The organism is Pseudarthrobacter sp. 1G09 (assembly GCF_050038305.1).
GTDB lineage: Bacteria > Actinomycetota > Actinomycetes > Actinomycetales > Micrococcaceae > Arthrobacter > Arthrobacter equi.
In genome coordinates, this window is record NZ_CP188306.1 from 749,350 (window position 1) to 773,918 (window position 24,569).

The following is a 24,569-nucleotide window of genomic DNA, read 5'->3' on the forward strand; positions in this document are numbered from 1 at the left end:
AGCCCCGCTGACGGTGCATGCTTGAGTATGGGATCCCGGACACGGCCGGGTCCCGGTGAAGGGAGTGCGGATGGTTGCCATGGAGGCGATGCCGAGGGCAGCGGAACAGCCGGCGCAGGATGCCAGGCCGGCGTCGAAGGTCCCGGCCGCCGAGAACACACTCCGGATCCTCAAGCTGCTGGCCTCCCGCCGCGGCCCGATGGCCGCCTCCCAGATCGCCTCGTCGCTGGGACTGCCGCGATCCAGTGTCTACCACCTGCTCGGGGTCATGGAGGCGAACGGATTTGTGCTGCACCTGCATGAGGAGCAGCGCTACGGCCTGGGGATCAGCGCCTTCGAGCTGAGCTCCGCGTACTCCAGGCAGGAGCCACTTTCCCGACTGGGCCGGCCCCTGCTGGCATCGCTGGTGGACGCGTTGGGGGAGAGTGCCCACCTCGCTGTCCTCCACGGCCGGGACGTGCTGTACATCGTGGAGGAGCGGGCCAAGAACCGCCCGTCGCTGGTGACCGACGTCGGCGTCCGGCTTCCCAGCCACCTCACCGCCAGTGGCCGGGCCATCCTCGCAGCCCTCCCGAAATCCCAGGTCCGCGCTCTGTACCCGAACGCCGCCGCGTTCACCGCGAGGCACGAAACTGAATCGCCCATCATGAAGTACTCGGCGCTTTCTTCGCACCTGGACCAGGTGCGGCAGCGCGGCTACGCCACGGAACACGGCGAGGTGACCCCCGGTTTCGGCTCCATCGCCGCAGCCGTGACCGACCACCTTGGCTGGCCCACCGCCGCCGTGGCTGTCACCTTCCTGGAGGAAAAGCTTGCCCCGGACTCCTGGCCAGTCCTGGCCGCCCGGGTGCAAAAAGTGGCCAACGAACTGTCCGTCCGCATCCACGGGCGGCCCGCCACATAGCACCACTTGCCCTATCACTTCGGGTCCCTAAAACCGTTTGTCAGGGACTCGAGGTGATAGGGCAACGCGGGCGGTTGGCATGTCTGGAATCCCGGACAGCACCGCCTTGAAACCCCTGTAAGGCCCGTTCCCAAAGGGCTTTAGTAGATACAGAAGAACTTTCCCATTCCGGACTTCCGCAGAACCAGACACACAATGAAAAGGAGCCACCATGGCACCCGCCGATTTCACCACCGGTGCCCGCCCGGTCAAAGCAGCCCGCGGCACTGAGCTCACCGCCAAGTCCTGGCAGACCGAAGCGCCGCTGCGCATGCTGATGAACAACCTGGACCCCGAGGTGGCAGAACGCCCGGACGATCTCGTGGTCTACGGCGGCACCGGCCGCGCCGCCCGGTCCTGGGCAGCCTTCGACGCCATTACCCGCACCCTGGAAACCATGGAAAAGGACGAGACCCTCCTGGTCCAGTCCGGCAAGCCGGTGGGAGTGTTCCGCACCCACGAATGGGCGCCGCGGGTGCTGCTGGCCAACTCCAACCTGGTGGGCGACTGGGCAACCTGGCCCGAGTTCCGCCGCCTCGAAGCCGAAGGCCTGCTGATGTACGGCCAGATGACGGCCGGCTCCTGGATCTACATCGGCACGCAGGGCATCCTGCAGGGCACCTACGAAACCTTCGCCGCCGTCGGACGCAAACTCGCCGACGCCCGGCAGGACGCCGCCGGCCGCCCCGCGCCAGCCGGCGAAGGGTCCACCGAAGGACCCCTCGCCGGAACCCTGACCCTGACCGGCGGCTGCGGCGGCATGGGCGGCGCCCAGCCGCTGGCCGTTACCCTCAACGACGGTGCCTGCCTGATCATCGACGTCGACGAATCGCGCCTGCGCCGCCGCGCCGGCAAGCGCTACCTGGACGAGGTTGAAACAGACCTCGACGCCGCCATCGCCAAGGTGCTCAAGGCCAAGGAAGAGCGCCGCGGCTGGTCGGTGGGCTACGTGGGCAACGCCGCCGAGGTGTTCCCGGAGCTGCTCCGCCGCCACCAGGCCGGCGAGCTGGCCATCGACGTCGTCACGGACCAGACCAGCGCCCACGATCCCCTGTCCTACCTTCCCGAAGGCATCACGGTGGAGGAATGGCACACCGAGGCGGAGGCCGATCCCGAAGGGTTCACCAAAAAGGCACAGGCCTCCATGGCCCGGCAGGTGCAGGCAATGGTGGAGTTCCAGGACGCCGGCGCCGAGGTGTTCGACTACGGAAACTCCATCCGCGATGAAGCGCGCAAGGGTGGCTATACCCGGGCGTTCGAATTCCCCGGCTTCGTCCCCGCCTACATACGCCCCCTGTTCTGCGAAGGCCTCGGCCCGTTCCGCTGGGTGGCACTGTCCGGCGAGCCGGAAGACATCCGCGTCACCGACGAAGCCATCAAGGAACTCTTCCCCGAGAACAAGCACCTCCACAAGTGGATCAATGCCGCCCAGGAGCGCGTCGAGTTCGAAGGCCTGCCCGCCCGCATCTGCTGGCTGGGATACGGCGAGCGCGCCAAGGCCGGGCTGCTCTTCAACCGCCTGGTCAAGGAAGGCAAGGTCAAGGCTCCCATCGTGATCGGCCGTGACCACCTGGACTCCGGCTCCGTCGCCTCCCCGTACCGGGAAACCGAAGCCATGGCCGACGGCTCGGACGCCATCGCCGACTGGCCGCTGCTGAACGCCCTGCTCAACACCTCCTCGGGTGCCACCTGGGTGTCGATCCACCACGGCGGCGGCGTCGGCATCGGCCGCTCCATCCACGCCGGCCAGGTCTCCGTGGCCGACGGCACCGACCTCGCCGCGGAAAAGCTCGAACGCCTCCTCACCAACGATCCCGGCATGGGCGTCATCCGCCACGTCGACGCCGGCTACGACCGTGCCGCCGAGGTCGCCAAGGACCGCGGCGTCCGCATCCCCATGTCCGAGACGCGCTAACCATCATCCCGCTGACCCAACTGAGTCGCAGTTGATGTCGTTTTGAAGGCTCATAACGACATCAACTGCTACCTAGTTGGGAGTAACCACCGAAGTAGGAAACCATGACCGCCATTACCCACGAACCGCTGACCGTCACCCTCGGATCCGCCGGTGTCACGCCTGAGGATGTGCTCGCCGTCGCGCGCCACAATGCCAAGGTGACCATCTCGCAGGACGCCCTGGACACCGTTGCCAAGGTCCGCGCCCACATTGACGGCCTCGCCGCCAGCGACATCCCGGCCTACGGCATCTCCACGGGCTTCGGGGCGCTGGCCAACCGGCACATCCCCAACGACCTCCGCACCCAGCTGCAGAAGTCGCTGATCCGCAGCCACGCCGCCGGCATGGGCCCGGCCGTTGAGCGGGAGGTGGTGCGCGGCATCATGTTCCTGCGCGCCAAGACCCTGGCATCCGGCCGTACGGGCGTCCGCCCGGTGGTCCTGCAGACCATGGTGGACGTCCTCAACGCCGGCATCACGCCGGTGGTCCGCGAGTTCGGCTCGCTCGGCTGCTCCGGCGACCTCGCGCCCCTCTCCCACTGCGCCCTGGTGCTGATGGGCGAAGGCGAGGCGGAAGGGCCCGACGGCGTCCGCTACGGCGGACGGGGTGAGGAACCTGTTGCTGGGCTGCTTGCAGAGCACGGCATCGAGCCCGTCATCCTCGCAGAGAAGGAAGGCCTGGCGCTGGTCAACGGCACCGAGGGCATGCTGGGCATGCTGCTGATGGCCATCGCGGACCTCCGCAAACTGCTGACGACGGCGGACATCACCGCCGCGCTCAGCGTCGAGGCGCTGCTGGGCACCGACCAGGTGTTCCTTCCCGAACTGCACGCAGCCCTGCGGCCGCACCCGGGCCAGGCCGCCAGCGCGGACAACATGCTGCGGGTCCTTTCCAACTCCCCGATCGTCGCATCCCACCGGGTGGGGGACACCAAAGTCCAGGACGCCTACTCGCTGCGCTGCGCACCCCAGGTGGCCGGGGCCGTCCGCGACACCGTGGACCACGCCGAGCTGGTGGCATCCCGCGAGCTCGCCGCGGCCATCGATAACCCCGTGGTCCTGCCGGACGGGCGTGTGAGCTCCAACGGCAACTTCCATGGCGCGCCGGTGGCCTACGTCCTGGACTACCTGGCCATCGCCGTGGCGGACCTCAGCTCCATCGCCGAACGCCGCACGGACCGGATGCTGGACCCGGCGCGTTCGCACGGTCTGCCCGCATTCCTCGCCGCGGACCCAGGCGTGGATTCCGGCCTGATGATCGCCCAGTACACCCAGGCCGGCCTGGTTTCGGACAACAAGCGGCTGGCAGTGCCTGCCTCCGTTGACTCCATCCCCAGCTCCGCCATGCAGGAGGACCACGTGTCCATGGGCTGGCACGCTGCCCGGAAGCTCCGCAAGGCTGTGGAGAACCTCCGCCGGGTCCTGGCCATCGAGCTGGTGACCTCGGCCCGGGCGTTGGATATGCGCACGCAGCTGTCCGGCGGCGCCCTCACGCCGGGACCGGCGGGCACCGCCGTCGTGGCCGCGTTGCGCACCGTGGTAGACGGTCCGGGGACGGACCGTTTCCTCTCGCCGGAACTCGAAGCGGCTGACCGCCTCGTTTCCTCCGGCGACGTGCTCAGGGCAGCCGAATCCGCAGTCGGATCGCTGACCTGATACCGAAGAATCTTCAGCGTCTGCGCACTCCGCGTCCATCAGTTGGAATTTTGGCCGACACAGCGGCCGGTGGCACGCGGAGTGTAGTAGAAATGAAGGTGTAGTGAAAGTCACATCGAAGACGCTGTGACGGCAGAACGCATACAAAGGGGTAGTAGTTCAAATGAAAGCACGTGGGGCAGTCCTGTCGAGGCGCCATGCCCATTCCGCCGCGGTATCCGACTGGAAATCACTCCAGGTTGGCGACCACGTCGAGATCATGAAGCATGCGCATGTGGTAGCCGCCGGTGAGGTGGAGGAAGTATCCCAGAGCGGAAACGTCCTCTGGCTTGTACCTGCCGGGCCGGCGGAGAAGCAGCTCTTCCTCAAGTCAGACGGCGTGCAGGTGCGCCGCAGCTAGCACTACGGCCCGCACCCTGGAACGGACCAAACGGAATCCCCGCCCACTGCCTTATGGCAGGGCGGGGATTTCGCGTTTTTAAGTTGTCTGCCCGCAGTGGCGGCCACGGCGGTGTCAGGCCGCGATGGCCTCGAACGTCTGGCCGAACGGCACCGACTCGTCCAGGGCAACCGTGTAGCGCCCGGGGTAGAGGCGGGTCACCAGGATGCCGCAGGAAGCATCCTGTGCCGCCACGCTGATCAGCTCGGCAACTGCGTGCTCCAGTCCGGCATGGACTTCGCTGGCACTGGAGAACTCCAAGTCGATGGACCGGTGCGCGGCCGCTTCGGCAAGGCCAAAAGCGGCGGGACGGCGTTCCAAGGTAGCTGTACTCATGTGCTGAACTTTCTGTGTTTTTGCGTGAAGCTACAACAGTTTACCGCCTGGCTGCCCAGATGTCAGATGTCTGTTTTCTAAACGCCGGTCACAAACCGCCGGTTCACGGTGCACGGCGGCAATCCGCGACGATGGAGAGGGGCACGGAGCACCCGGCCCGCAACCCGCCATCAAAGGAGATCCGCCATGAAAATCATGCGCCTGGGCAACGCCGGCGAGGAGCAGCCGGCAGCACTGGTTCCCGCAGCGGACGGCACGGACAGGTACTTCAGCCTGCTGCCGCTCACCTCGGATGTGGACGGCGGATTCCTTGCCGCCGGTGGCCTGGACCGGGTGCGGAAAGCCCTGGCGGCAGGGGAACTGCCACTTCTTGAGAATGCTGGGGACCTCCGTATTGGTGCTCCGCTGGCCCGCCCGGGCTCGGTGGTGGGCATCGGCATGAATTACGCCGCCCACGCGGCCGAATCCGGCTCCGCGCCCCCGGAAATCCCCGTGGTGTTCCTCAAGCCAGCCAACACTGTCACTGGACCCTGCGATCCTGCCCCCATTCCGCCGCACTCCCGGAAATACGACTGGGAAGTGGAACTCGGCATCGTGATCGGCAAGGAGGCCAGCTACCTCGCGTCCGAGGAGGAGGCCCGGGAGTGCATCGCCGGATACGTCACGGCCAACGACCTTTCTGAACGCGAATACCAGATCCCCGGAGCGGCGGGCCAGTGGACCAAAGGCAAGTCGCTGCCCGGGTCCACGCCGCTGGGGCCGTGGCTGGTTCCGGCAGGGGATGTTGACGCCGGAAACCTGGCCTTGGGCAGTTGGGTCAACGGGGACGTGCGCCAGGATTCGAACACGGGGGGACTGATCTTCAGCCCGGCCACGCTGGTCCACCACTGCAGCCAGTACATGCGGCTGGAGCCCGGTGATGTGATCATCACCGGGACTCCGGAGGGGGTGGCGCTGAGCGGCCGCTTCCCCTACCTCCAGCCGGGGGATGTGGTGGAGGTAGAGGTGGAAGGGCTGGGCCGCCAGCGCCAGGAGCTGTACCGCGCGGGTGCGTAGCCGCCCGCCCGGCTAACCCGCTTTGACGGCCAGGACGGGGCAGTCGGCTTCCAGCAGGATCCGCTGCGAGACGCTGCCCATGATCAGCTTGCCCACCGGGGTCCGGCGGCGCAGGCCGATCACGATCAGCTCGGCGTTGTGCTCCTCGGCCGCGTCGAGGACTTCCGCTGCGGCATCGTGGCCACGGACCGGCTGCTTGATCACGTGGTCGATGCCCTGGGTGGCAAGACGGTCCTCGATGCTTTGGATCTCCTGCTCCTGGGCGTAGCGGTTGTCCACCAGGGCGTCACCCTTGGAGGAGTTGATGACCAGCAGGGTGGTGCTGTTCCTGCGGGCCTCGGCGATCGCCTGGGTAAGGGCGGCTTCGCCTTCGGGTGTCGGGACGTATCCCACCACGATGGTCATGGTGTCTCCTTATGGTCGGGACTGAAGGCATTCAGGTTCGAGTGGACCTCATCGTCGGCCTCGGAAGCAAGGGTGGCAGACCCGCCGGCCGGAGCCGCAGGTGTTCCGGTGGCGGCAACCGGGCGGCTCCGTCGGATCAGTTTGAAGACCAGCGGCCACAGCAGGATGAGTCCGACGATGACGTATACAACGATCGCGATCGGCTCGTTGAACAGCCCCGCCGGGTCACCGCCGGAGAGTTTGAGGGTCTTGCGCAGTTGGTCTTCCAGCCGCGGGCCGAGGATCACGCCGAGGATCAGCGGCAGAACCGGAAGGCCGAAGCGCCGCATCATGAAGCCCAAGGCGCCGAAAACCAACAGCAGCACCAAGTCGAAAGCCTGCAGGTTTACCGAATAGGCGCCAAGCGTGGCGAAGAACAGAATGCCGGCATACAGGTAGGGACGGGGAATCTGCAGGAGCTTAGCCCACAGGGGAGCCAAGGGCAGGTTGATGAGCAGCAGGAGGAAGTTGCCAATGAAGAGGCTGGCGATCAACGCCCACACCAGGGGGCCCTGGCTGGCGAAGAGCTGGGGACCAGGCTGGATGCCGTATCCGGTGAACGCGGCCAGCATGACGGCGGCAGTGGCGTTGGTGGGCAGGCCCAGGGCCAGCATCGGTGTCAGCGTGCCGGCAGCGGATGCGTTGTTTGCGGCTTCCGGCCCGGCGACGCCTTCAATGGCGCCCTTGCCGAACTCTTCAGGGTGTTTGCTGAGCCGTTTCTCCGTTACGTAGGAGAGGAACGTGGGAATCTCTGCACCACCGGCCGGCAGCGCGCCGAAAGGGAATCCGAAGGCGGTTCCGCGGAGCCAGGGCTTCCAGGAACGCTTCCAGTCGGACTTGCCCATCCAGGGCTGGCCCACCGGAATGGCTTCCAGGGGAGTGCGGCGCAAATGCGCGGCCACCCAAAGGGCCTCACCAACGGCAAAAATCGCCACGGCAACCACCACAATGTCGATGCCGTCAGACAGCAGCGGAATACCGAACGTGAGGCGGGCCTGGCCGGAGCCCATGCCTACCAGGCCAATGGCCAGGCCAAGGCCCAGGGCAGCGAAGCCGCGCAGCCGGGAGGAGCCCAGCACGGCGGTGACCGCCAGCAGGGCCAGGACCATAATCGCGAAGTAGCTGGGGGAGCCGAGGCTGACGGCGAACTGCACCACGATCGGCGCGAACATTGCCAGCAGGGAGGTACCAATGGTGCCGGCCACGAAGGAGCCGATCGCTGCAGTCGCCAGGGCTTGGGCGGCCCTGCCGGCCTTGGCCATCTTGTTTCCTTCTATCGCGGTGATCACGGAGGAGGATTCGCCGGGAGTATTGAGGAGGATGGAAGTAGTGGACCCGCCGTACATGCCGCCGTAATAGATGCCGGCAAACATAATGAATGCGCTGGTGGGTTCCAGTACCTGGGTGACGGGCAGCAAGAGAGCCACTGTCATGGCCGGGCCCAGTCCCGGGAGGACGCCGACGGCGGTACCCAGGATGACGCCGATCATGGCGTAGAGGAGGTTCATGGGAGTCAGGGCGGTGGCGAAACCGTCCATCAGGGAGGACCAGACGTCCATTACAAGATCCCTTCCAGGAGGCCAGCGGGGAGGTGGATGCCCAGGCCGAGGTAAAAGCCGTAGAAGGTGAGGACGGACAGGCCAACGGCAATCAGGCCGTCGCGGACGTAGTGCCTGCTGCCCAAGGCCCAGGTGCAGCCCCAGAAGAGGACGGTTCCTGAGACGACCCAGCCTGCCCAGTCGATCAGCAGGATGTTCAGGATGAAGGCCCCAGCCAGCGGCAGCACGGTCTTCCAGTCGGCGGGATGGGTGAGGTCGACGTCTTCGCCGCCCTCCGCCTCGCCCTGGCCGCCGCGCAGGACGTTAATGGCCAGGAGGACCGCGCAGGTGACCAGCAGGCCAGACACCAGGTAGGGAAGAGTCTTTGGCCCTACCGGATCAGCTTGGGAATACGTGATGACCAGGCGGCTGGCGTCAAGGAAGACAATGACGCCGGCCGCGCCGAGCAGGAGGGCTACCCCCAGCTCGGCGCGGCCTTTATGGCCTGTTGTCAGGGAGCTCACGCCAACCCAAGCTTGGTGAGCACGTCTGCCACCCGCTTGTCCTGGTCGCCGAGGAAGGACTTGAATTCGTCACCGGTGATGAATGCGTCAGTCCAGCTGTGCGTCTTCAGCGCTTCCTTCCAGCCCTCGGTGCCGTGCATCTTCTCCAGTGCCGCGATCAGGGAGGACTTGTCCTCGTCGCTGATGCCCGGAGGGGCCACGATGCCGCGCCAGTTGGTGAAGACGAGGTCGATGTTGGATTCCTTCAGCGTTGGGGCGTCGACGCCGTCGAGCCGCTTTTCACCACTGGTGGCCAGGACGCGCACTTCGCCTGACTGGATCTGCTGCAGGTACTCGCCGGCGCCGGAAGCGGCGAAGCCGAGCTTGTTGCCGAGAATGGCAGGCAGGAGGTCGCCGCCGCCGTCGTAGGCAACGTAGTTGACCTTGGTGGCATCGATGCCCACGGCGCCGGCCAGCTGCATGGGCAGCAGGTGGTCGGGGCCGCCGGGGTTGGAGCCGCCGCCCACGGCGATGGAACCGGGATTGGCTTTCCACGCCGTCACCAGGTCATCGATGGTCTTGTATGGCGAATCCTTGCCCACCATGATGGCGCCGGGCTCTTCGATGAGCCGGGCCAACGGCGTGGTCTGGGTCAGCTTGGACTCGGACTTGTTGGTGTAGCTGGCGCCCACCACGCCCAGGCCCATGAGCATGGCCAGGTCGCCGTTGCCCTTTTCGTTCACAATCCGGGCCAGGCCCACTGTGCCGCCGGCGCCGGCCAGGTTGAAGACCTCGGTGTTGGTGGAGATCTTTGCGTCGTCCAGGACCTTGGCAGCGGCGCGGGCAGTGGTGTCGTAACCGCCGCCGGGGGTGTTGGGGACCATGATCTGCAGGCCGGTGATAGGTCCGGCGGCGCCGCCGGTGCTTTCCGTACCGGTGGAGCTCTTGCCGGTGGCACCGCAACCGGTGGCCATCAGGGCGATGCCGGCGGCGACGGCGGCAATTCGCAATGCGCGGATCTGGCGCATGTGTTCCTCTTCTCTCAAAACAAATCTGATCAGCAGCGGCTGACTTGTGCTTCCGATGCTAGGGGTGCCCGTGACCGGGATCACGCTTGTGTACGCAGAGAAAGTTAAGTACATTGCGTTCACGTTTCCGAAGTCCCACTCCGCATTCTTCCGCGCTCCGGTGGCGCGGCAGGTGGGATATAGTTCCCACGTATTGCGGCCGGAACGGTGGCCGCGTGAAGCCAAAAAAGGACCAACCACAGTGACTCGACGAAGAGGCATGTCCCTCGCGGGGCAGTACCTGGTGCTGCAGTTGCTGATCGTGTTGGCCGTGCTGGTGGCTGTAGTGGCCATCTCGCTGGCCCAGTCCGCCGCAGCTTTCGAACGCGTGGAGGGCCGCCGGGCATTGTCCGCGGCCGAAGCCCTCGGCGCCAACCCTGCCGTCCGTGAGCTGCTTCCGGCGGCCGAACCGCGGGGCGGTTCAGCCCTCCCGGCCGTGGCCGAGTCGGTGCGGATCGTCTCCGGCTCCTCGCAGGTGGCGCTGGCCCGGAAGGACCGCACCGTGGTGACCGCGTCGGATCCCAGCCTGCTGGGACAACAGCTGGCGCTCGGCGAAAGCCGGGTCATGGAGGGCAGGGCCTGGACCGGGGTGCTGACCACCAACGGAACGGCTGTGCTGTCCGCGCATGTTCCGGTATTGGACGATGACGGCAAGATGATCGGGATCGCCTCCATCAGCCGCAACTATCCCACCACGTTGGAGCGGCTGGGCGATGCCGTCCCCAACCTCCTCACCTACGTGGGGGTGGCCAGCGTCCTCGGTGTGGCAGGGTCCTTCCTGCTGTCCCGCAGGGTCAAACGGCAGACGCTGGGCATGGAACCGAGTGAGATCACCGGCCTGGTGGAGAACCGCGAGGCCATGCTGCATGGCTTGAAGGAAGGCGTGGTGGCGCTCGATCCGCACGAGCGGATCACCGTGGCCAATGACAGCGCCAGGGAATTGCTGGGCCTGCCCGCGGACTGCGTGGGCAGGAAATTGGCGTCACTCCCGGTGGACCCGGCACTGAAGATTGTGCTCACCCGCGACCAGCCGGACCCGGACCAGCTGGTGCTGGTAGGGGAGCGGCTGGTGGTCCTGAACCGGGTCCCCATCCAGTCGCGGGGCCGCGGGATCGGATCGGTCACCACCCTGCGAGACCGGACGGAGCTGTCCGCGCTCGAGCGGGAATTGGGCGCCACCCGGACCGCCACGGACACCCTCCGCGCGCAGGCGCACGAGTTCGCCAACCAGCTGCACGTCATCTCGGGGCTGATCCAGATTGGCGATTACGATTCCGTGGTCCAGTTCGTCAACGGGGCAACCGTGGAACGGACCCGGCTCAGCGACGAGGTGACGGGCAGGATCAAGGACCCGGCACTGGCCGCGCTGCTCATCGCCAAGTCCAGCCTCGCCACCGAGCGGGGCGTCGCCCTCCAGCTCGATCCGGCGTCGTCATTGCTGCCTGTGGACGAGGAACTGTCGCGGGACCTGGTGACAGTGGCGGGGAACCTGGTGGACAACGCGTTCGACGCCGTCTCCGGGCTCCCGCAGGCAGCCGTCCGGGTGCTGGTGGAAGACGCTGAGGGGCAGGTGGTGGTGACGGTCCGGGACAATGGCCACGGGGTTCCCGCCGACGCCGCGGACCACATCTTCCGGCAGGGCTTCACCACCAAGGATGCCCGGCGGGAGGGCGGCCGCGGCTTCGGGCTGGCCCTCTCCCGAGTGGTGTGCCGCAGGTCCGGCGGGGACCTCTCGGTAGCCAACGACAACGGGGCGGTCTTCACCGCCCGCTTCAACAAAGGTGCACACGCATGATCAAGGTCCTGATCATCGATGACGACTTCATGGTGGCCAAAGTCCACGCCGGCTTCATCCAACGCACCGCGGGCTTCACAGTGGTGGGCGCCGCGCACACCGGTGCCCAGGCCGTCGTCGAAACCCAGCGCCTCCAGCCGGACCTCGTGCTGCTGGACATCCACCTTCCGGACATCAACGGCCTGGACCTGATGCACCGGCTGCGGGAGGTGGCTCCGGAGCTTGACGTGCTGGTGATCAGCGCCGCCCGCGAGGTCGAAACGGTGCGCAAAGCGCTGCGCGGCGGGATCGTGCACTACCTCATCAAGCCCTTCTCCCAGGCTGACCTGCAGGAACGGCTGGACCACTACCGCAGCGCCTACCACGGCCTCGATTCGTCCAAGGATGTGGCCGAACAGTCGGACGTCAACAAGGTCTTCGGCCTGGACAGCGCTGCCGCCCAGCGGCCGCTGCCCAAGGGGTGCAGCGTGGAGACTTTGCAGTTGGTTGAAGGCGCCTTGAAAGGGGCCGACGGCGACCTGTCGGCTGCCGAGGTTGCCGAACAGTTGGGCACGTCAAGGGTCAGCGCGCGCCGCTACCTGGAGTACCTGCACGACGAAGGACTGCTGGAAGTGCGGCTGAAATACGGGGTGGGGCGGCCGGAACGCAGGTACCTGCCCAAGGCCTGATCCCGAACCCGGTCTTGGAACGCGGAGCTGTGGGACCGCTGGTCAGCGGAGCAGCGTGTCCACCAGCCGCGCCGCAACGCGGGCGGTGCGGTGGTCAAGGTCGAACTCCGGGTTCAGTTCCGCCACGTCGCAGTGCAGGAGCTTCCCGCTCCGGGCAACCTGCCGGCACACCGCGCTGATGACCGGCAGCGGAACGCCGTATGCTGCGGGCGCGCTGACGCCGGGTGCCACCGACGCCGGAAGCACGTCCAGGTCGATGGTCAGGTACAGGACATCGACGCCGTCGAGGAAGGACGCCACGAACGCCTCCACCCGGTCCGCTTCGCAGTCCTCGTCCAGCAGGTAGCGGACCCCCAGGCGGTCCGCGGTGTCGAACAGGGCCCGGGTGTTGTTCGCCTCGGAAATCCCCACCACGGCGTACCGGAAATCCCGGCCGGCACGGGCTTCCGCGCGGGCCATCTGGAGGAACGGGGTCCCGGAACTGGGAATGGGTTCGTCGCGCAGGTCGAAGTGGGCATCGAGGTTCAGGACGCCCAGCCGGCGGCCGTTCCGTACGGCACCGGACCCGCTGACGCCGAGGTAGCTGGCGTAGGCGGTCTCGTGGCCGCCGCCCAGCACCACCGTCAGGTGGCCGGCGTCGAGCAGGGCCGTCACAGCGCTGCCCAGCCGGGCCTGGCCGCCTTCCAGGTCAGGGCCCGGAACCGTGACGTCGCCGGCGTCCTGCACTGCCCGGGCCAGGTGGAAAGCCAGCGGGCCCAGCGCCTTGCGGATCGCGGCGGGCGCGGCGGCCGCACCCGGACGGCCCTTGTTTCGCCGGACTCCTTCGTCGCTGCAGAACCCCAGCAGGACCGCCGGCCGGCCGTCGGCCAGAACTCCGGCCTGGCCGTTGGTATCGCTGGCCGCCGCGTCCGCGCAGGGTTCCACCGCCTGCCACCAGCGCCGGTGCTGCGGCCCGTCGCCATCAAACCTGCCGGTCCAGGCGCTGGGTGGGGTATCGACGTCGGGGGTCAAGGAAGCCATGCTCCAAGCTCACCGCATGGCCGCCGCGAAAGCGAGCAGGACCGCCGTCGTCCTGTCTGGAATGCGAGAAGCCTGCCTGTGCAGGCAGGGGCAGAAAGTATGGTGCGTGGAAAACAGGGCGCTCCGGCAGCAGGGGCTAAAGTGGAGCATCCCCTTTCCGGGACGCACCACGTTGCCTGCGCCCGCCCGGCGCACGAACAGCCGGAGAACTGCACGTGTTTGAAGCCCCCGACATCCTTTTCGCGGCAGCCGGAGTGGCGGTATTCGTTGCCGCGGTGCTGCCCAAGCTGCTGCGAAACATGCCGTTTTCCATGCCGATGGTTTTCCTCGGTGCCGGGATGGCGGCGTTCGCCCTGATCCCCACCCTGCCCAGCCCGGATCCCGTAGCGCACGGCGAGTTTGTCCTGCACCTTTCGGAAATCTGCGTGATCGTTTCGCTGATGGGTGCCGGGCTCGCCCTGGACCGGCCCGTGGGACGCAGCGGATGGTCAACCACGTGGCGGCTCCTGGGCATTGCCATGCCACTGTGCATCGTGGCGCTCACGCTGCTGGGGCTGTGGTTCCTGGGGCTCGGCCTGGGAACTGCGCTGCTCGTGGCCGCTGGCCTGGCACCCACTGATCCGGTGCTGGCTTCGGAAGTGCAGGTGGGGGAGCCGGCTGACGACGAGGAGGGCACCGGAAAGGAGGACGAGGTGCGGTTCGGCCTGACCTCGGAGGCCGGGCTGAACGACGGCCTCGCCTTCCCTTTCGTCTATCTCGCCATCGCCATCAGCGTCGCCGGCGCGGACCCGGCGGCGTGGTTTCCCCAATGGTTCGGGCTGGACGTGCTGTGGAGGCTGGCCATCGGCCTGCTGGCGGGGTTCCTGACCGGAAAGCTGCTGGCCCGCCTCTTCTTTTCAGCCCGGAAGGAAAGCCTGCGGCTGTCCAACCACTCGGAGGGTTTCGTTGCCCTGGCCGCCACTTTGCTGGCGTACGGGCTGACCGAAATGGTGGAGGGCTACGGGTTCATCGCCGTCTTTGTTTGCGCAGTGACCATCAGGGCCGCCGAACGGACGCACGGCTACCACCGCGTCCTGCACTCATACGTGGAGCAGCTGGAGCGCCTCATGACGGTGGTCATCCTGGTCCTGCTGGGCGGGGCCATCGCCCGCGGACTCCTGTCCGGTATGGGCCTGGCCGAGGTGCTCGCGGCGTTGGCTTTCCTGCTGCTGGTCCGCCCGCTGGCGGGCTGGCTGAGCCTGCTGCGCGGGAAGACCGGCCCCCGGGAAAGGATTGCCCTGTCCTTCTTCGGCATCCGCGGAATCGGTTCGCTGTATTACCTGTCCTACGCGCTCGGGAAGGGCAGTTTCCCGGGGCAGGCGGAATGGCTGTGGGGCTTCATTGGGCTGGTGGTGGCCATGTCCATCGTGATCCATGGCGCCACCACTTCGCCCCTGATGAACCGGCTTGACCGGTTGCGGGAAAAGAAAGCCCGTGCGGTGTCCGGCGACGAAGGGCTGGCACCCAACACGCCGGTCTGAGGGCCGGTGGGCTAGTGCATGCCCAGGGCGGCCTCGATGGGACCGATGGCGAAGAACAGCAGGAACGCTGCGGCCACGGCCCACATCAGGGGATGGATTTCCTTGGCCTTGCCCTGCACGGTCCGGATCAGCACGAAGCTGATGAAGCCGGCACCCAGGCCGTTGGCGATCGAGTAGGTGAAGGGCATCAGGGTGAAGGTCAGGAACGCCGGGATGGCGATGCCCCAGTCCTGCCAGTCGATCTTGCCTACCTGCGAAACCATCATGAAGCCGACCACCACCAGGGCGGGGGCAACTGCCTCGAACGGAACAAGGTTGATCAGCGGCGTGAAGAATATGGCCACCAGGAACAGCAGGCCGGTGACGATCGAGGCAAAGCCCGTCCGGGCGCCTTCGCCGATGCCCGCGCCGGCTTCAACGTAGATCTGGTTGGAGGACACGGACGCGCCGCCACCAATGATGGCGCCGAGGGCATCCACCTGCAGGACGCGGTCGACGTCGGGAATGTTGCCGTGCTCGTCCACCGTGCCGGCCTCGTTCGCCAGGCCCACCATGGTGCCCATGGCGTCGAAGAAGATGCTGAGCAGGATGACGAAGGCCAGGAGCGTGGCGGCCACGAAGCCCAGGTGCTCGAAGGCGCCGAACGGGTTGGCCTTGCCGATCAGGGAAAGGTCCGGCGCGGCCCACTCGGAGAACGCGGGGGAAACCAGGGACCAGCCCTGCGGGTTGAACGGCTTGTCCGGCTGCACGCTGGGGCCGATGTGCAGGGTCATTTCCAGGATGACGGCCAGCACGGTGGAGGTAATGATGCCGATCAGGATGGCGCCCTTGACCTTGCGGACCACCAGGGCGATGGTGAGCACCAGGCCGAACACGAACACCGCGGTGGGCCAGCCAAGCAGCTTGCCGTCGAAGCCCAGGCCCACGGGGACGGTGGTGCCGGCAACGTCGGGGATACGGCGGACGAAGCCCGCGTTCACGAGGCCGATCAGGGCGATGAAGAGGCCGATGCCCACCACGATCGCCGTCTTGAGCCCGTCCGGAACGGCTTTGAAGACCGCGGTGCGGAAGCCCGTGAGGACCAGGATGAGCATGGTCACGCCGGACAGCACCACCAGGCCCATCATGTCCGGCCACGTCAGCCCAGGGTTGGTGGCGACGGTGACCGCCACGAATGCGTTGACGCCCAGGCCGGTGGCCAGCGCGAAGGGATGCCGTGCCCATGCCCCCATCAGGATGGTGAGGATGCCTGCCACCAGCGCGGTCACGGCAGCAACCGCGGTGAAGCCCAGCGTGGTGCCGCTGGAGTCCGGGCCGGACAGGATCAGGGGGTTCAGCACCACGATGTAGCTCATGGCGAAGAAGGTGGCGAACCCGCCGCGGATCTCGCGGGAGAGGTTGGAACCGCGTTCGGTGATCTTGAAATACCGGTCCAGGGCAGAGCCTTGCTTAAGCATTAGTCCTCCGGGGAATGATGTGGGGCTACCTGCATCCTATTGGGGAGGCGGCGGGACGGCCGCCAATTTCACCTAGTCTGTAAGGAAGCCAACACAAGGAGCAGTGCACCATGCGTCCCTTCCGCCATTTCCGCGCCCTTCTGCTGGGAGCCGCCGTCCTGGCCGCCTCGCTGGGCCTGGCTGGTCCGGCAGCCGCCCACGACGCCGCAGAATCCAGCAGCCCGGCCCAGGGCGCGTCAGTCCCGGTGCCGCCCGGGAAGGTTTCGGTGACCTTCAACAACAAGCCGCTGGGCATCGGGGCGTCAATCTCGGTCAAGGATGCCGCCGGCGCCGAATGGGCCGATGGTGCGGTGGAGATCGTGGACAACGTGGCGTCGCAGAAGCTGCGCCCGGGCGGCCCGGCCGGTGGGTACACGGTGGCCTGGCGTGTGGTGAGCTCCGATTCCCACCCCATCGAGGGGACGTTCACGTTCACGGCGGCCGCGGCGGCGGAAGGGGCCGGCGGAGCAGCCACAGGCGGTGCCAGTACGACGCCGGGCGGCGCCGTACCGGGGGCGGGCACCGCCCAGCCCGGGGCCACAGCGCCTGCCGAACCGGCAAGCTCGGGGCAGCCGTTCCAGTGGAGCATCGTCATCTTTGCCGTGGTGGCCGTAGGCCTGCTGGTTGCGTTGGCGGTCCTGGCCAGGCGCCGCCTTTCCGGCGGCGGCGATGAGGAACCGGACAGCGAGTAAGAACCCCGCTGCCGGGAGGTTGCTGCTTCCGGCGCGTTCTGCAGGCCGCTAGCAGGGCAGCACGGCCAGGCTTCCCGTCGCCGGGAAGGCCGGGCTGTCCGGCTTGACCTTGGCGGAGATGGCCTGTCCCACGGTCTTTGCCTGGCGCAGCACCTCCTTGGGTGACGGCGTGATCAGCTCTCCCACGCCCACCAGGTAGATGCCGATGGCACGCATGGCTGCCGCGAGGTTCCGGCCAACAGCGATGCCAAAGTCATTGATCATGCGCCGCAGTTGGCTCTGCGCGCAGCGGGTGAGGACAATATGGTCCGCCAACAGCACGCCGGTGGGGGTGTGCACTTCCCACTGCGGGCTTGCTGTGCTTTCCGGTCTGCCGTCCACCTGGGTCAGCTGCACGGCCCGGGTGCTGCGGATATCGACGTCGTGGCTGGCGGCGTAGTTGCGGAGGTGCCGCAGGATTTCGTTGCGCTCCTGGAGCGTCGCGGAATCCGCCGTGTCGATGCGCTGGAGCGAGGTGGTGACCGCTGGCGGCGTGGCCCCGAAGGTGTCCAGGCCGTCAACCACGATGGAGTCGATACCCCTGCGGCGCAGCTCGGCCGCCACAGCGAGTCCGGACAGCCCGGTGCCAATGATCACGGTGGTGGTCTGTTCGGTTCCGGCAATTCCAGGCACGTTTGACACTGCTGTTTCCCTCCTTCGACATTTCTGCAGGTGCTGGCGTCATCGCCGGCGGGCGCGGTCCCGTTGCCCCAAATGCAAGGCCGCACAGTGGTCCCGGGCAGCCGTCGAACGGAAGTTACTGTCGGCGTCCCGGACCAACAATGTCCAGAAGACTACAGAACAAATCCGGCCGTGGATAGCCCAAAACGTAAACATTCTTCAGCCGCAGAACACGCTTTCCCAAGGGGTGTGGAAAAACTGTGGATAACCTGTGGATCCCGCGCCTGAGCAGGCTTGCTATGGTCCTTCGGACGCGGAATAGTGAGAACTGGAAGCGGTGCTTGCCCGCACAGTTCCGGCAGCGGCCGGGGGTGCACGGGGAGGGTTCCACTTTCTGGCAGAATGGCCGGAACATCAGGCAGTAGCGCAAGGAGGCGGCCCCATGGGCGCACAAGAGTTGCATCCGGACCCGGCGCGGGATGGTGGCACGTCCGCCGCACCCGAAGGAATCGTCGTGGGCGTGGACGGCTCCGACCATGGCCAGTGCGCCCTCGTGTGGGCCGCGCGCGAGGCGCAGCGCCGCCGTCGTCCGCTGCACATCGTTACCGCGTACTCGGTGCCCATCTTTGCTGCCTCCGGTCTGGACGGCGGATACGCCACGGTGGACGATTCCGTCATCCGGGAGGGTGCGGAGGCCATCGTGAAGCAGGCCATGGAGAAGGTTGCGGGTTACGGCATCGATGTCAGCGCCTCAGTGGAGAACGGCGACGCCTCGGGCGTGCTGCTGGAAATGTCGGAAACCGCCGAACTCCTGGTCTTCGGGACCCGCGGCCGTGGCGGTTTTGTGGGACGGCTGCTGGGTTCCGTGAGCAGCGCCCTGCCCGCGCACGCGAAGTGCCCCACCGTCACCGTGCCCCTCATCTGTTCGGACCGGCTGGGTGAAACCACCGAGGACAGGCGCGTCCTGGCCGAGCAGGCCAAGTCCGGGCACCAGCTCGTGGAGAACGTGGTGGTGGTGGGCGTGGACGGTTCCGAGCAGGCCCGGGTTGCGGTCCTGGACGCCGCGGACCAGGCGGAACGCCTCGGCGCAAAGCTGCGGGTAGTGTGCGCCGTTCCCCAGTACAGCGGTTCGCTGGCCTGGGTGCCAGCGCCCATGGACCGTAAGGCGCTGTTTGCCGAAATCCAGGTCACGCTGGACGCGGGCATGGCCTGGCTGCGCAGCCACTATCCCGGCCTTGACGCGGAATCCGAGCTGAAGGACGGTTCGCCCGTGGACGTCCTGGTGGGGGAGAGCCGGCACGTCGAACTGGTGGTCCTCGGCACCCGTGGACGCGGCGGATTCACCGGCATGCTCCTGGGCTCCACATCGGACGGCGTGCTGCACCACGCCAAGGGGCCGGTCATGGTGGTCCCGGACCACGCGGATCCCCGCCTGGCCGACAGGCCCAGGTTCGGACCCATCCTGGGCGACGCCGACGCCGCCTGATCCCGCCGCGGCCGGGCCCGTCAGCTGCGGACACATGGAGGCGCGATCATGCAGCATCCGGAATCTTCCCAAGGCGGCGGGCCCGCTGCCGCGTCCGGCGCGGACCTGGTGGTGGACCTGCGCCGACTCAGCGCTGAAATGCTCGCGCAGGTGGGTGGCAAGGCCGCCAACCTGGGTGAACTGCTGTCCGCCGGGCTTCCTGTGCCGGAAGGCTTCTGCCTCACCACGGACGCTTACCGGCTGGTGACCGGGGGGCCGGACGCGGTAAATCCGGAGCTGGCAGCCGTCCATGCGGCCCTTCGGGCGGCCCAGGGTGGGCTCAGCCAACCGGACAGTGCAGCCCCGGAAACTCCCGCACTGGATATTCCCGCCTTGGCCGCGAAGGCCCGTGCCGCCGTCGTGTCCGCCCTGCTGCCGCCGGAGGTGAGCGCCGCCGTCGAACGCGCCTACGGGCAGATGGGGCCGGACGTGCCCGTGGCCGTCCGCTCGTCAGCCACCGCTGAAGACCTGCCCTTTGCCAGTTTCGCCGGGCAGCAGGACACCTACTTGAATGTCGTTGGGGCCGCGGCGGTACTGGAAGCCGTCCGGAACTGTTGGGCGTCGCTGTGGACCGACCGGGCAACCACCTATCGGGCAAGCCTGGGCATCGATCCTGCCGAGGTGGCCCTGGCGGTGGTGGTGCAGCGGATGGCGGACGTGGAGACGGCCGGGGTCCTTTTCACCGCCAACCCCATAACGGGCTGCCGGAACGAGGCCGTCATCGATGCCAGCCCGGGCTTGGGGGAAGCCGTGGTGTCAGGCGCAGTCAATCCGGACCACTTTGTGGTGGACCCGGCTGCCGGTCGCGTCCTGGAGCGGCGGCAAGGCGACAAGAAGATCGCCGTTCTCGCCGTACCGGGCGGCGGCACCCACACTGTGGACGCCACGGACCACACCGGCTTCTGCCTCACCGACCGGCAAGCCGTGGATCTGGCCCGGCTGGGCCTGAAAGCGGAGCAGCATTTCGGAACGCCGCAGGACCTCGAGTGGGCCATCAGCCGCGGCGGCGCGCTGTGGCTCACGCAGTCCCGGCCCATCACCACCCTGTACCCCGTCCCCCGCCGCCGGGACGGTGCCCCCGGGACCCGGGCGTACCTGTGCTTCAGCCTCGCCCAGGGCCTGACCCGGCCCATCACTCCGATGGGCCGGGCCGCCATCCGGCAGATCGCTTCGTCGGTGGCACGGACCGCGAAAATTCCCGTCACAGACCCCCGTGAGGGGCCGTCGGTGTACGCCGATGCCGGGCAGCGGATCTTCATCGACTTCACCACCCCCATCCGCAGCACCGCGGGCCGGGCAATCCTTCCCCGGGTGTTCGACGTCATGGAAGCCCGCTCCGCGACGGTGATGCGGCGGCTCTTCGACGACCCCTCGTTCGCTATCACACTGCGGACGCCCGTGCCGCTGCTGCGCCGCGTCCTGCCCGCCGCAGCCCGGGCCCGTGTGCCCGAAGGAGTCCTCCGCGGGATCTTCCGCCCGCAGGCCGCGCTCCGGCGCCTTGACCGGTTCACCCGGGACTTCGAAGCCGCCCTCGAACTCGACCTGGGGGCTACGGCGCAAGCAGGGGGCGGGCCCTCAGCCAGGGATCGGTTGGCGCATGCCGAGGGCCTCCTGCAGCGGCGGCTGTTCACCATCGTTCCCGCCATCCTGCCCCTCGCGGCCCTGGGGTTCGGCATGCTGGGAGTGGCGGGCAAGCTGCTCGGCGGAAACCGATGGGATGACCTCCAGGGCGTGCTCCGCGGGCTGCCCAACAACGTCACCACGGACATGGACCTGGAGCTCTGGCGGCTGGCTGCGGCCATCCGGGACGATCCTGGGTCACGTGCATTCCTGGCAGGGAAGGGCACGGCGGCGCTGGCAGCGGCCCACCGGGAAGGCGGCCTTCCGCCACGGCTGGAGGCCGGGCTCAGCCGGTTCCTCGACAGGTACGGGCACCGCGCCGTTGCCGAGATCGATGTCGGCATGCCCCGCTGGTCCGACGACCCCGCCCATATCCTGGGGGTCCTGGCGAACTACCTCCGGCTGGAGGACCCGGACCTCGCACCCGAGGTCCAGTTCAGCAACGCCGCCGAAGCCGCCGAGGCCCAGGTGGAACGGCTGGCTGCCGAAGCAGGCACCCGGGGGCGGATCCGGGAAGCCCTGGTCCGCGCCGCGCTGCGCAGGGCCCGGCTTTTCGCGGGACTCCGGGAACTGCCCAAATACCACCTGGTGCTGGGACTGGCAGAGGTACGCCGGCAGCTGCAGCATGTGGGGGCGGAACTCGAGGCGGCAGGCACCCTTGACCAGGCTGGGGACATCTTCTTCCTCGACTTCGCTGAGGTAAGCGAGGCCCTGGACATGGCCGCCGGAGGTGGTGCCGGAACCGGCCCTGGCCAGCCCAGGGAACGGTTGCGCGCACTGGTGGCGGAGCGCCGGGCTGACTATGACAGGGAGCTTGGGCGGCGGCACATTCCCCGGGTGCTGCTCTCTGACGGGACCGAGCCGGAGGCGGCACAAACGGCTGACGGCGGCATCGCCGAAGGTGCCCTGATGGGCAGCCCGGCCTCCGCCGGAACGGTCACGGGAGTTGCCAGGGTCATCCTGGACCCTGTGGGGGCGCACCTCGAACCGGGCGAGATCCTGGTGGCGCCGTCCACCGATCCCGGGTGGACCCCGCTGTTCCTCACCGCGGGCGGGCTGGTGATGGAGATGGGTGGCGCCAATTCGCACGGTGCCGTGGTGGCCCGCGAATACGGGATCCCGGCGGTAGTGGGGGTGCCGGACGCCACCGGCAGGATTTCGACCGGGCAGGAAATTACGGTGGACGGCGGCGCTGGAACCATCGTTCCCGCGTAGTTTTCCCGCCCGGTTCGGTCGCGGTACGGCGCCGGTGGCGTCCGTTCCCGGAGCAGGCCCGGATAGCCCGTGTGGCGGGACGCTGACAGGCGTAACCTTGAGCTATGGGCTCCGAGACCACGGGATCCGCCACGGGCACCGACTCAACGTTCCAACTGCGCGGCAACCGCCGCAGCGGCCGCAACTGGCCGCGATGGTTGCCTGCCCTTGCAGTGCCGGTGGTGATCGCCGCCGCCGCGCTCGCAGGGACCCTGCCCGCAAACGCCGGTGACCCGCTCCCGCAAAAGACGCCCGCAGAGGTGCTGGCCCTGGCGGCCACGCACCACACCCAGGCCTTCTCCGGAACCATTGAGCAGTCCTCGGACCTTGGGCTGCCCGCCCTGCCCTCCACAGGTGCTTCCTCCGACCCCGCGTCCGCAGGAGGCGCCGCGTCCGTGGTCGAATTCCTTTCCGGACAGCACACCGCCCGCGTCTACATGGACGGCACCGCCAAAGCCCGCATCCAGGTGGTGGACAGGCTTGCCGAACGCGATATCGTCCGCCGGGACAGCGACGTCTGGTTCTACTCCTCCAAGGACAACTCGGCCGCCCATCTGACCCTGCCGGCCCGCGCCGCCGATCTGCCGCTTGCCGCGCCACAGGCCCAGGGTGAAGATCCCGCTGCCCCTGCGCAGCCCGGTTCGCCGTCGGAATCCATGATGCCGACGCCGGAGGACCTCGCCCGGCAATTGCTGGAGAAAGTGGACCCCACCACCGCCGTGACAGTGGGAGCCGACGTGGAAGTAGCCGGGCGGGCGGCCTACAACCTGCTGCTTGAGCCCCGGTCCGAAGCCACCCTGGTGGGCCAGGTGGCCATCGCTGTGGACGGCGAAACCGGAATGCCGCTCGCTGTCCAGGTCACAGCGCGCGGTGCCGGAACGCCCGCCTTCCGCCTGGGATTCACCGCCCTGTCCCTGGGCACACCGGACGATTCCCTGTTCACGTTCTCCCCGCCCCCGGGGAGCACTGTGAAGGAACTGCAGGTGCCTGACCCCGGGCAGAAGACCTACGGCGGTCACAACTTTGGTGACCATGCCGGCGACGGCGTGGGCCCTGAGCATCCGGCCGTCACCGGGCAGGGCTGGGGAACCATCCTGCGGCTGCCTGCCGCGGCAGCGGGCGCACCGGCCGCCAATTCCTTCCTGGAGGATCCGTTGCTGGCCCAGGCCGCCGTCGTCGTTCCCGGCGGGCGGCTGGTGTCCACGGCGCTGCTCAACGTGCTCATCACCGATGACGGCCGCGTTTTCGCGGGTATGGTTCCGCCGGACAGGCTGCAGGCCGCTGCTTCGGCGGCCCCGTGACTCCGGGCCCTCCGGACCCGGAAAGAAGCTACGGGCTGACCATTGAGACCCATGGGCTGACCAAGAAGTTCGGCCACCAAGTGGCTGTGGACGGCGTGGACCTTGCAGTGCCGCCGGGCTCCGTGTTCGGCTTCCTGGGGCCCAACGGATCGGGGAAGACCACCACCATCCGCATGCTGCTGGGCCTGGCGTCGGCCTCAGCCGGGACGGTGAACCTGCTGGGGATGGAAATGCCGGGCCGGTTCCACGAGGTGCTGCCGCGCGTGGGGGCACTCGTGGAAGGGCCGGCGTTCTACCCTTTCCTGTCCGGGGCCGCGAACCTGCACCGGCTGGACGCTGCCACGCGACACACGGTGCCGGCAACGCGCCGGGCGAGGGTGGAGCGTGCGCTCGACCAGGTGGGCCTGGCCCATGCTGCCAGCAAACGGGTGCACGCCTATTCGCTGGGCATGAAGCAGCGCCTGGGAATTGCGAACGCACTGCTCTCGCACCGGGACCTGCTGGTGCTGGACGAGCCCACCAACGGGCTGGACCCGCAGGGCACCCGGGAAGTCCGGCACCTGGTCCGCTCCCTGGCGCATAACGGCACCACCGTCTTCGTCTCCAGCCACCTGCTGGCCGAAGTGGACCAGATGTGCACGCATGCCGCCGTCATGAGCTCCGGGAAGCTGGTGGCCCAGGGTTCCCTCGCCGACCTCCGCCGGACCGGCAGCGCCAGGGTCCGCCTCCTCACGCCGGACGGGGGACAGGCGCGGAACGTGCTGGCGGGCCTCGGGTTGGACTGCAAGGCCGGCGATGCCCAGCCTGGAGGGGAGAGCCTGCTGGCTGCCCTGGTGCCTGCCTCCGGTGCCTCCTCAGCACGGATTGACGGGTCCCCGCAGGCCCAGTCCGGGGAAATCCTTGCAGAGGACATCGTGGCGCAGCTGGTGGCGGCCGGGGTCCGGGTCCGGGGATTCGCCGTCGAACGCGAAAGCCTGGAAGACCGTTTTGTCGCACTGACAGGGGAGGGGTTCGACGTTGCCCAGTAGCATCCCGGCGGACATCCCCGGTTCGGCCCGAACACAGAAAGATGCCGTGCCG

The 24,569-nt window shown here is 67.8% G+C and carries 21 protein-coding genes; 13 read left to right on the forward strand and 8 right to left on the reverse strand.

Annotated elements, in window-relative coordinates; translation table 11 throughout:
* Nucleotides 1-79: 79 nt before the first annotated feature.
* From ACP3TD_RS03545 to ACP3TD_RS03560, 4 genes are all read left to right on the forward strand, one after another.
* Nucleotides 80-904 (forward strand): IclR family transcriptional regulator, encoded by an 825-nt coding sequence (locus tag ACP3TD_RS03545; RefSeq protein ID WP_426767117.1) that lies wholly within the window; start codon nt 80-82, stop codon nt 902-904.
* 211 nt (nt 905-1,115) lie between these two features.
* Nucleotides 1,116-2,858 (forward strand): urocanate hydratase, encoded by a 1,743-nt coding sequence (locus ACP3TD_RS03550; protein ID WP_426765490.1) that lies wholly within the window; start codon nt 1,116-1,118, stop codon nt 2,856-2,858.
* 104 nt (nt 2,859-2,962) lie between these two features.
* A complete protein-coding gene (hutH, locus tag ACP3TD_RS03555) occupies nt 2,963-4,555 on the forward strand; it encodes a histidine ammonia-lyase (RefSeq protein WP_426765492.1) in 1,593 nt (530 codons plus the stop codon).
* A 163-nt stretch (nt 4,556-4,718) separates the two neighbouring features.
* On the forward strand, nt 4,719-4,955 hold the full coding sequence (locus ACP3TD_RS03560; protein WP_045732783.1) for a hypothetical protein: 237 nt from the start codon (nt 4,719-4,721) through the stop codon (nt 4,953-4,955).
* A gap of 114 nt (nt 4,956-5,069) precedes the next feature.
* On the opposite strand, the gene ACP3TD_RS03565 is transcribed toward ACP3TD_RS03560, so the two are convergent.
* Nucleotides 5,070-5,330, reverse strand: a complete 261-nt coding sequence (locus ACP3TD_RS03565; RefSeq protein WP_426765495.1) for a hypothetical protein — start codon at nt 5,328-5,330, stop codon at nt 5,070-5,072.
* Nucleotides 5,331-5,516: 186 nt separating this feature from the next.
* Between ACP3TD_RS03565 and ACP3TD_RS03570 the strand changes: the two genes are divergently transcribed.
* Nucleotides 5,517-6,386 carry a fumarylacetoacetate hydrolase family protein gene (locus ACP3TD_RS03570; RefSeq protein ID WP_426765497.1) on the forward strand — a complete coding sequence of 290 codons (870 nt, stop codon included), beginning with the start codon at nt 5,517-5,519 and terminating at the stop codon, nt 6,384-6,386.
* Between the two features lie 12 nt (nt 6,387-6,398).
* On the opposite strand, the gene ACP3TD_RS03575 is transcribed toward ACP3TD_RS03570, so the two are convergent.
* From ACP3TD_RS03575 to ACP3TD_RS03590, 4 genes are read right to left on the reverse strand one after another with little or no spacing between them, the layout of a single operon-like run.
* Nucleotides 6,399-6,791 carry a universal stress protein gene (locus ACP3TD_RS03575; protein WP_091717866.1) on the reverse strand — a complete coding sequence of 131 codons (393 nt, stop codon included), beginning with the start codon at nt 6,789-6,791 and terminating at the stop codon, nt 6,399-6,401.
* Nucleotides 6,788-8,389, reverse strand: coding sequence for a tripartite tricarboxylate transporter permease (locus ACP3TD_RS03580; protein WP_426765499.1), 1,602 nt, complete (start codon nt 8,387-8,389; stop codon nt 6,788-6,790). Before ACP3TD_RS03580 ends, ACP3TD_RS03575 begins: the two co-directional genes overlap by 4 nt.
* Nucleotides 8,389-8,892: a tripartite tricarboxylate transporter TctB family protein gene (locus ACP3TD_RS03585; RefSeq protein WP_426765501.1), complete on the reverse strand. Its 504-nt coding sequence runs from the start codon at nt 8,890-8,892 to the stop codon at nt 8,389-8,391. The genes ACP3TD_RS03580 and ACP3TD_RS03585 overlap by 1 nt, the downstream gene beginning before the upstream one ends.
* Nucleotides 8,889-9,899: a Bug family tripartite tricarboxylate transporter substrate binding protein gene (locus ACP3TD_RS03590; protein WP_426765503.1), complete on the reverse strand. Its 1,011-nt coding sequence runs from the start codon at nt 9,897-9,899 to the stop codon at nt 8,889-8,891. The genes ACP3TD_RS03585 and ACP3TD_RS03590 overlap by 4 nt, the downstream gene beginning before the upstream one ends.
* A gap of 259 nt (nt 9,900-10,158) precedes the next feature.
* Here ACP3TD_RS03590 and ACP3TD_RS03595 point away from each other — a divergent pair, with 259 nt between their 5' ends.
* Complete coding sequence (locus ACP3TD_RS03595) at nt 10,159-11,733, forward strand: sensor histidine kinase (protein WP_426767119.1); 1,575 nt, start codon at nt 10,159-10,161, stop codon at nt 11,731-11,733.
* Entirely contained in the window at nt 11,730-12,401 is a 672-nt protein-coding gene (locus tag ACP3TD_RS03600; protein ID WP_426765505.1) for a response regulator, read from the forward strand. Before ACP3TD_RS03595 ends, ACP3TD_RS03600 begins: the two co-directional genes overlap by 4 nt.
* A 42-nt stretch (nt 12,402-12,443) precedes the next feature.
* Here ACP3TD_RS03600 and hutG read toward each other — a convergent pair whose 3' ends face one another.
* The gene (hutG, locus tag ACP3TD_RS03605; RefSeq protein ID WP_426765507.1) at nt 12,444-13,421 is read right to left on the reverse strand and encodes a formimidoylglutamase; all 978 of its coding nucleotides are present in this window, start codon (nt 13,419-13,421) and stop codon (nt 12,444-12,446) included.
* A 215-nt stretch (nt 13,422-13,636) separates the two neighbouring features.
* Between hutG and ACP3TD_RS03610 the strand changes: the two genes are divergently transcribed.
* Nucleotides 13,637-14,941 carry a cation:proton antiporter gene (locus tag ACP3TD_RS03610; protein ID WP_426765509.1) on the forward strand — a complete coding sequence of 435 codons (1,305 nt, stop codon included), beginning with the start codon at nt 13,637-13,639 and terminating at the stop codon, nt 14,939-14,941.
* Nucleotides 14,942-14,952: 11 nt separating this feature from the next.
* Here the strand turns inward: ACP3TD_RS03610 and ACP3TD_RS03615 are convergent, their stop codons facing one another.
* On the reverse strand, nt 14,953-16,398 hold the full coding sequence (locus ACP3TD_RS03615) for an NCS2 family permease (protein ID WP_426765511.1): 1,446 nt from the start codon (nt 16,396-16,398) through the stop codon (nt 14,953-14,955).
* Nucleotides 16,399-16,508: 110 nt separating this feature from the next.
* Between ACP3TD_RS03615 and ACP3TD_RS03620 the strand changes: the two genes are divergently transcribed.
* Entirely contained in the window at nt 16,509-17,129 is a 621-nt protein-coding gene (locus tag ACP3TD_RS03620; RefSeq protein ID WP_426765513.1) for a copper resistance CopC family protein, read from the forward strand.
* A 48-nt stretch (nt 17,130-17,177) separates the two neighbouring features.
* On the opposite strand, the gene ACP3TD_RS03625 is transcribed toward ACP3TD_RS03620, so the two are convergent.
* Nucleotides 17,178-17,801 (reverse strand): FAD-dependent monooxygenase, encoded by a 624-nt coding sequence (locus ACP3TD_RS03625; RefSeq protein WP_426767121.1) that lies wholly within the window; start codon nt 17,799-17,801, stop codon nt 17,178-17,180.
* Nucleotides 17,802-18,231: 430 nt separating this feature from the next.
* Between ACP3TD_RS03625 and ACP3TD_RS03630 the strand changes: the two genes are divergently transcribed.
* The 4 genes from ACP3TD_RS03630 to ACP3TD_RS03645 all read left to right on the forward strand — a co-directional run bounded on the left by ACP3TD_RS03630 (nt 18,232) and on the right by ACP3TD_RS03645 (nt 24,517).
* Nucleotides 18,232-19,275, forward strand: coding sequence for a universal stress protein (locus tag ACP3TD_RS03630; RefSeq protein ID WP_426765515.1), 1,044 nt, complete (start codon nt 18,232-18,234; stop codon nt 19,273-19,275).
* Nucleotides 19,276-19,323: 48 nt separating this feature from the next.
* On the forward strand, nt 19,324-22,149 hold the full coding sequence (locus ACP3TD_RS03635; RefSeq protein WP_426765517.1) for a PEP/pyruvate-binding domain-containing protein: 2,826 nt from the start codon (nt 19,324-19,326) through the stop codon (nt 22,147-22,149).
* 104 nt (nt 22,150-22,253) lie between these two features.
* A complete protein-coding gene (locus ACP3TD_RS03640) occupies nt 22,254-23,489 on the forward strand; it encodes a LolA family protein (RefSeq protein ID WP_426765519.1) in 1,236 nt (411 codons plus the stop codon).
* Nucleotides 23,486-24,517 carry an ABC transporter ATP-binding protein gene (locus tag ACP3TD_RS03645; RefSeq protein WP_426765521.1) on the forward strand — a complete coding sequence of 344 codons (1,032 nt, stop codon included), beginning with the start codon at nt 23,486-23,488 and terminating at the stop codon, nt 24,515-24,517. The genes ACP3TD_RS03640 and ACP3TD_RS03645 overlap by 4 nt, the downstream gene beginning before the upstream one ends.
* The last annotated feature ends 52 nt before the right edge of the window (nt 24,518-24,569 follow it).

Bases quoted from the DNA above. Each gene is read 5' to 3' on its own strand.
- ACP3TD_RS03545 (WP_426767117.1), top strand. From the start codon at position 80: ATGGAGGCGATGCCGAGGGCAGCGGAACAGCCGGCGCAGGATGCCAGG.
- ACP3TD_RS03550 (WP_426765490.1), top strand. From the start codon at position 1,116: ATGGCACCCGCCGATTTCACCACCGGTGCCCGCCCGGTCAAAGCAGCC.
- hutH (WP_426765492.1), top strand. From the start codon at position 2,963: ATGACCGCCATTACCCACGAACCGCTGACCGTCACCCTCGGATCCGCC.
- ACP3TD_RS03560 (WP_045732783.1), top strand. From the start codon at position 4,719: ATGAAAGCACGTGGGGCAGTCCTGTCGAGGCGCCATGCCCATTCCGCC.
- ACP3TD_RS03565 (WP_426765495.1), bottom strand. From the start codon at position 5,330: ATGAGTACAGCTACCTTGGAACGCCGTCCCGCCGCTTTTGGCCTTGCC.
- ACP3TD_RS03570 (WP_426765497.1), top strand. From the start codon at position 5,517: ATGAAAATCATGCGCCTGGGCAACGCCGGCGAGGAGCAGCCGGCAGCA.
- ACP3TD_RS03575 (WP_091717866.1), bottom strand. From the start codon at position 6,791: ATGACCATCGTGGTGGGATACGTCCCGACACCCGAAGGCGAAGCCGCC.
- ACP3TD_RS03580 (WP_426765499.1), bottom strand. From the start codon at position 8,389: ATGGACGTCTGGTCCTCCCTGATGGACGGTTTCGCCACCGCCCTGACT.
- ACP3TD_RS03590 (WP_426765503.1), bottom strand. From the start codon at position 9,899: ATGCGCCAGATCCGCGCATTGCGAATTGCCGCCGTCGCCGCCGGCATC.
- ACP3TD_RS03595 (WP_426767119.1), top strand. From the start codon at position 10,159: ATGTCCCTCGCGGGGCAGTACCTGGTGCTGCAGTTGCTGATCGTGTTG.
- ACP3TD_RS03600 (WP_426765505.1), top strand. From the start codon at position 11,730: ATGATCAAGGTCCTGATCATCGATGACGACTTCATGGTGGCCAAAGTC.
- hutG (WP_426765507.1), bottom strand. From the start codon at position 13,421: ATGGCTTCCTTGACCCCCGACGTCGATACCCCACCCAGCGCCTGGACC.
- ACP3TD_RS03615 (WP_426765511.1), bottom strand. From the start codon at position 16,398: ATGCTTAAGCAAGGCTCTGCCCTGGACCGGTATTTCAAGATCACCGAA.
- ACP3TD_RS03620 (WP_426765513.1), top strand. From the start codon at position 16,509: ATGCGTCCCTTCCGCCATTTCCGCGCCCTTCTGCTGGGAGCCGCCGTC.
- ACP3TD_RS03630 (WP_426765515.1), top strand. From the start codon at position 18,232: ATGGGCGCACAAGAGTTGCATCCGGACCCGGCGCGGGATGGTGGCACG.
- ACP3TD_RS03635 (WP_426765517.1), top strand. From the start codon at position 19,324: ATGCAGCATCCGGAATCTTCCCAAGGCGGCGGGCCCGCTGCCGCGTCC.
- ACP3TD_RS03640 (WP_426765519.1), top strand. From the start codon at position 22,254: ATGGGCTCCGAGACCACGGGATCCGCCACGGGCACCGACTCAACGTTC.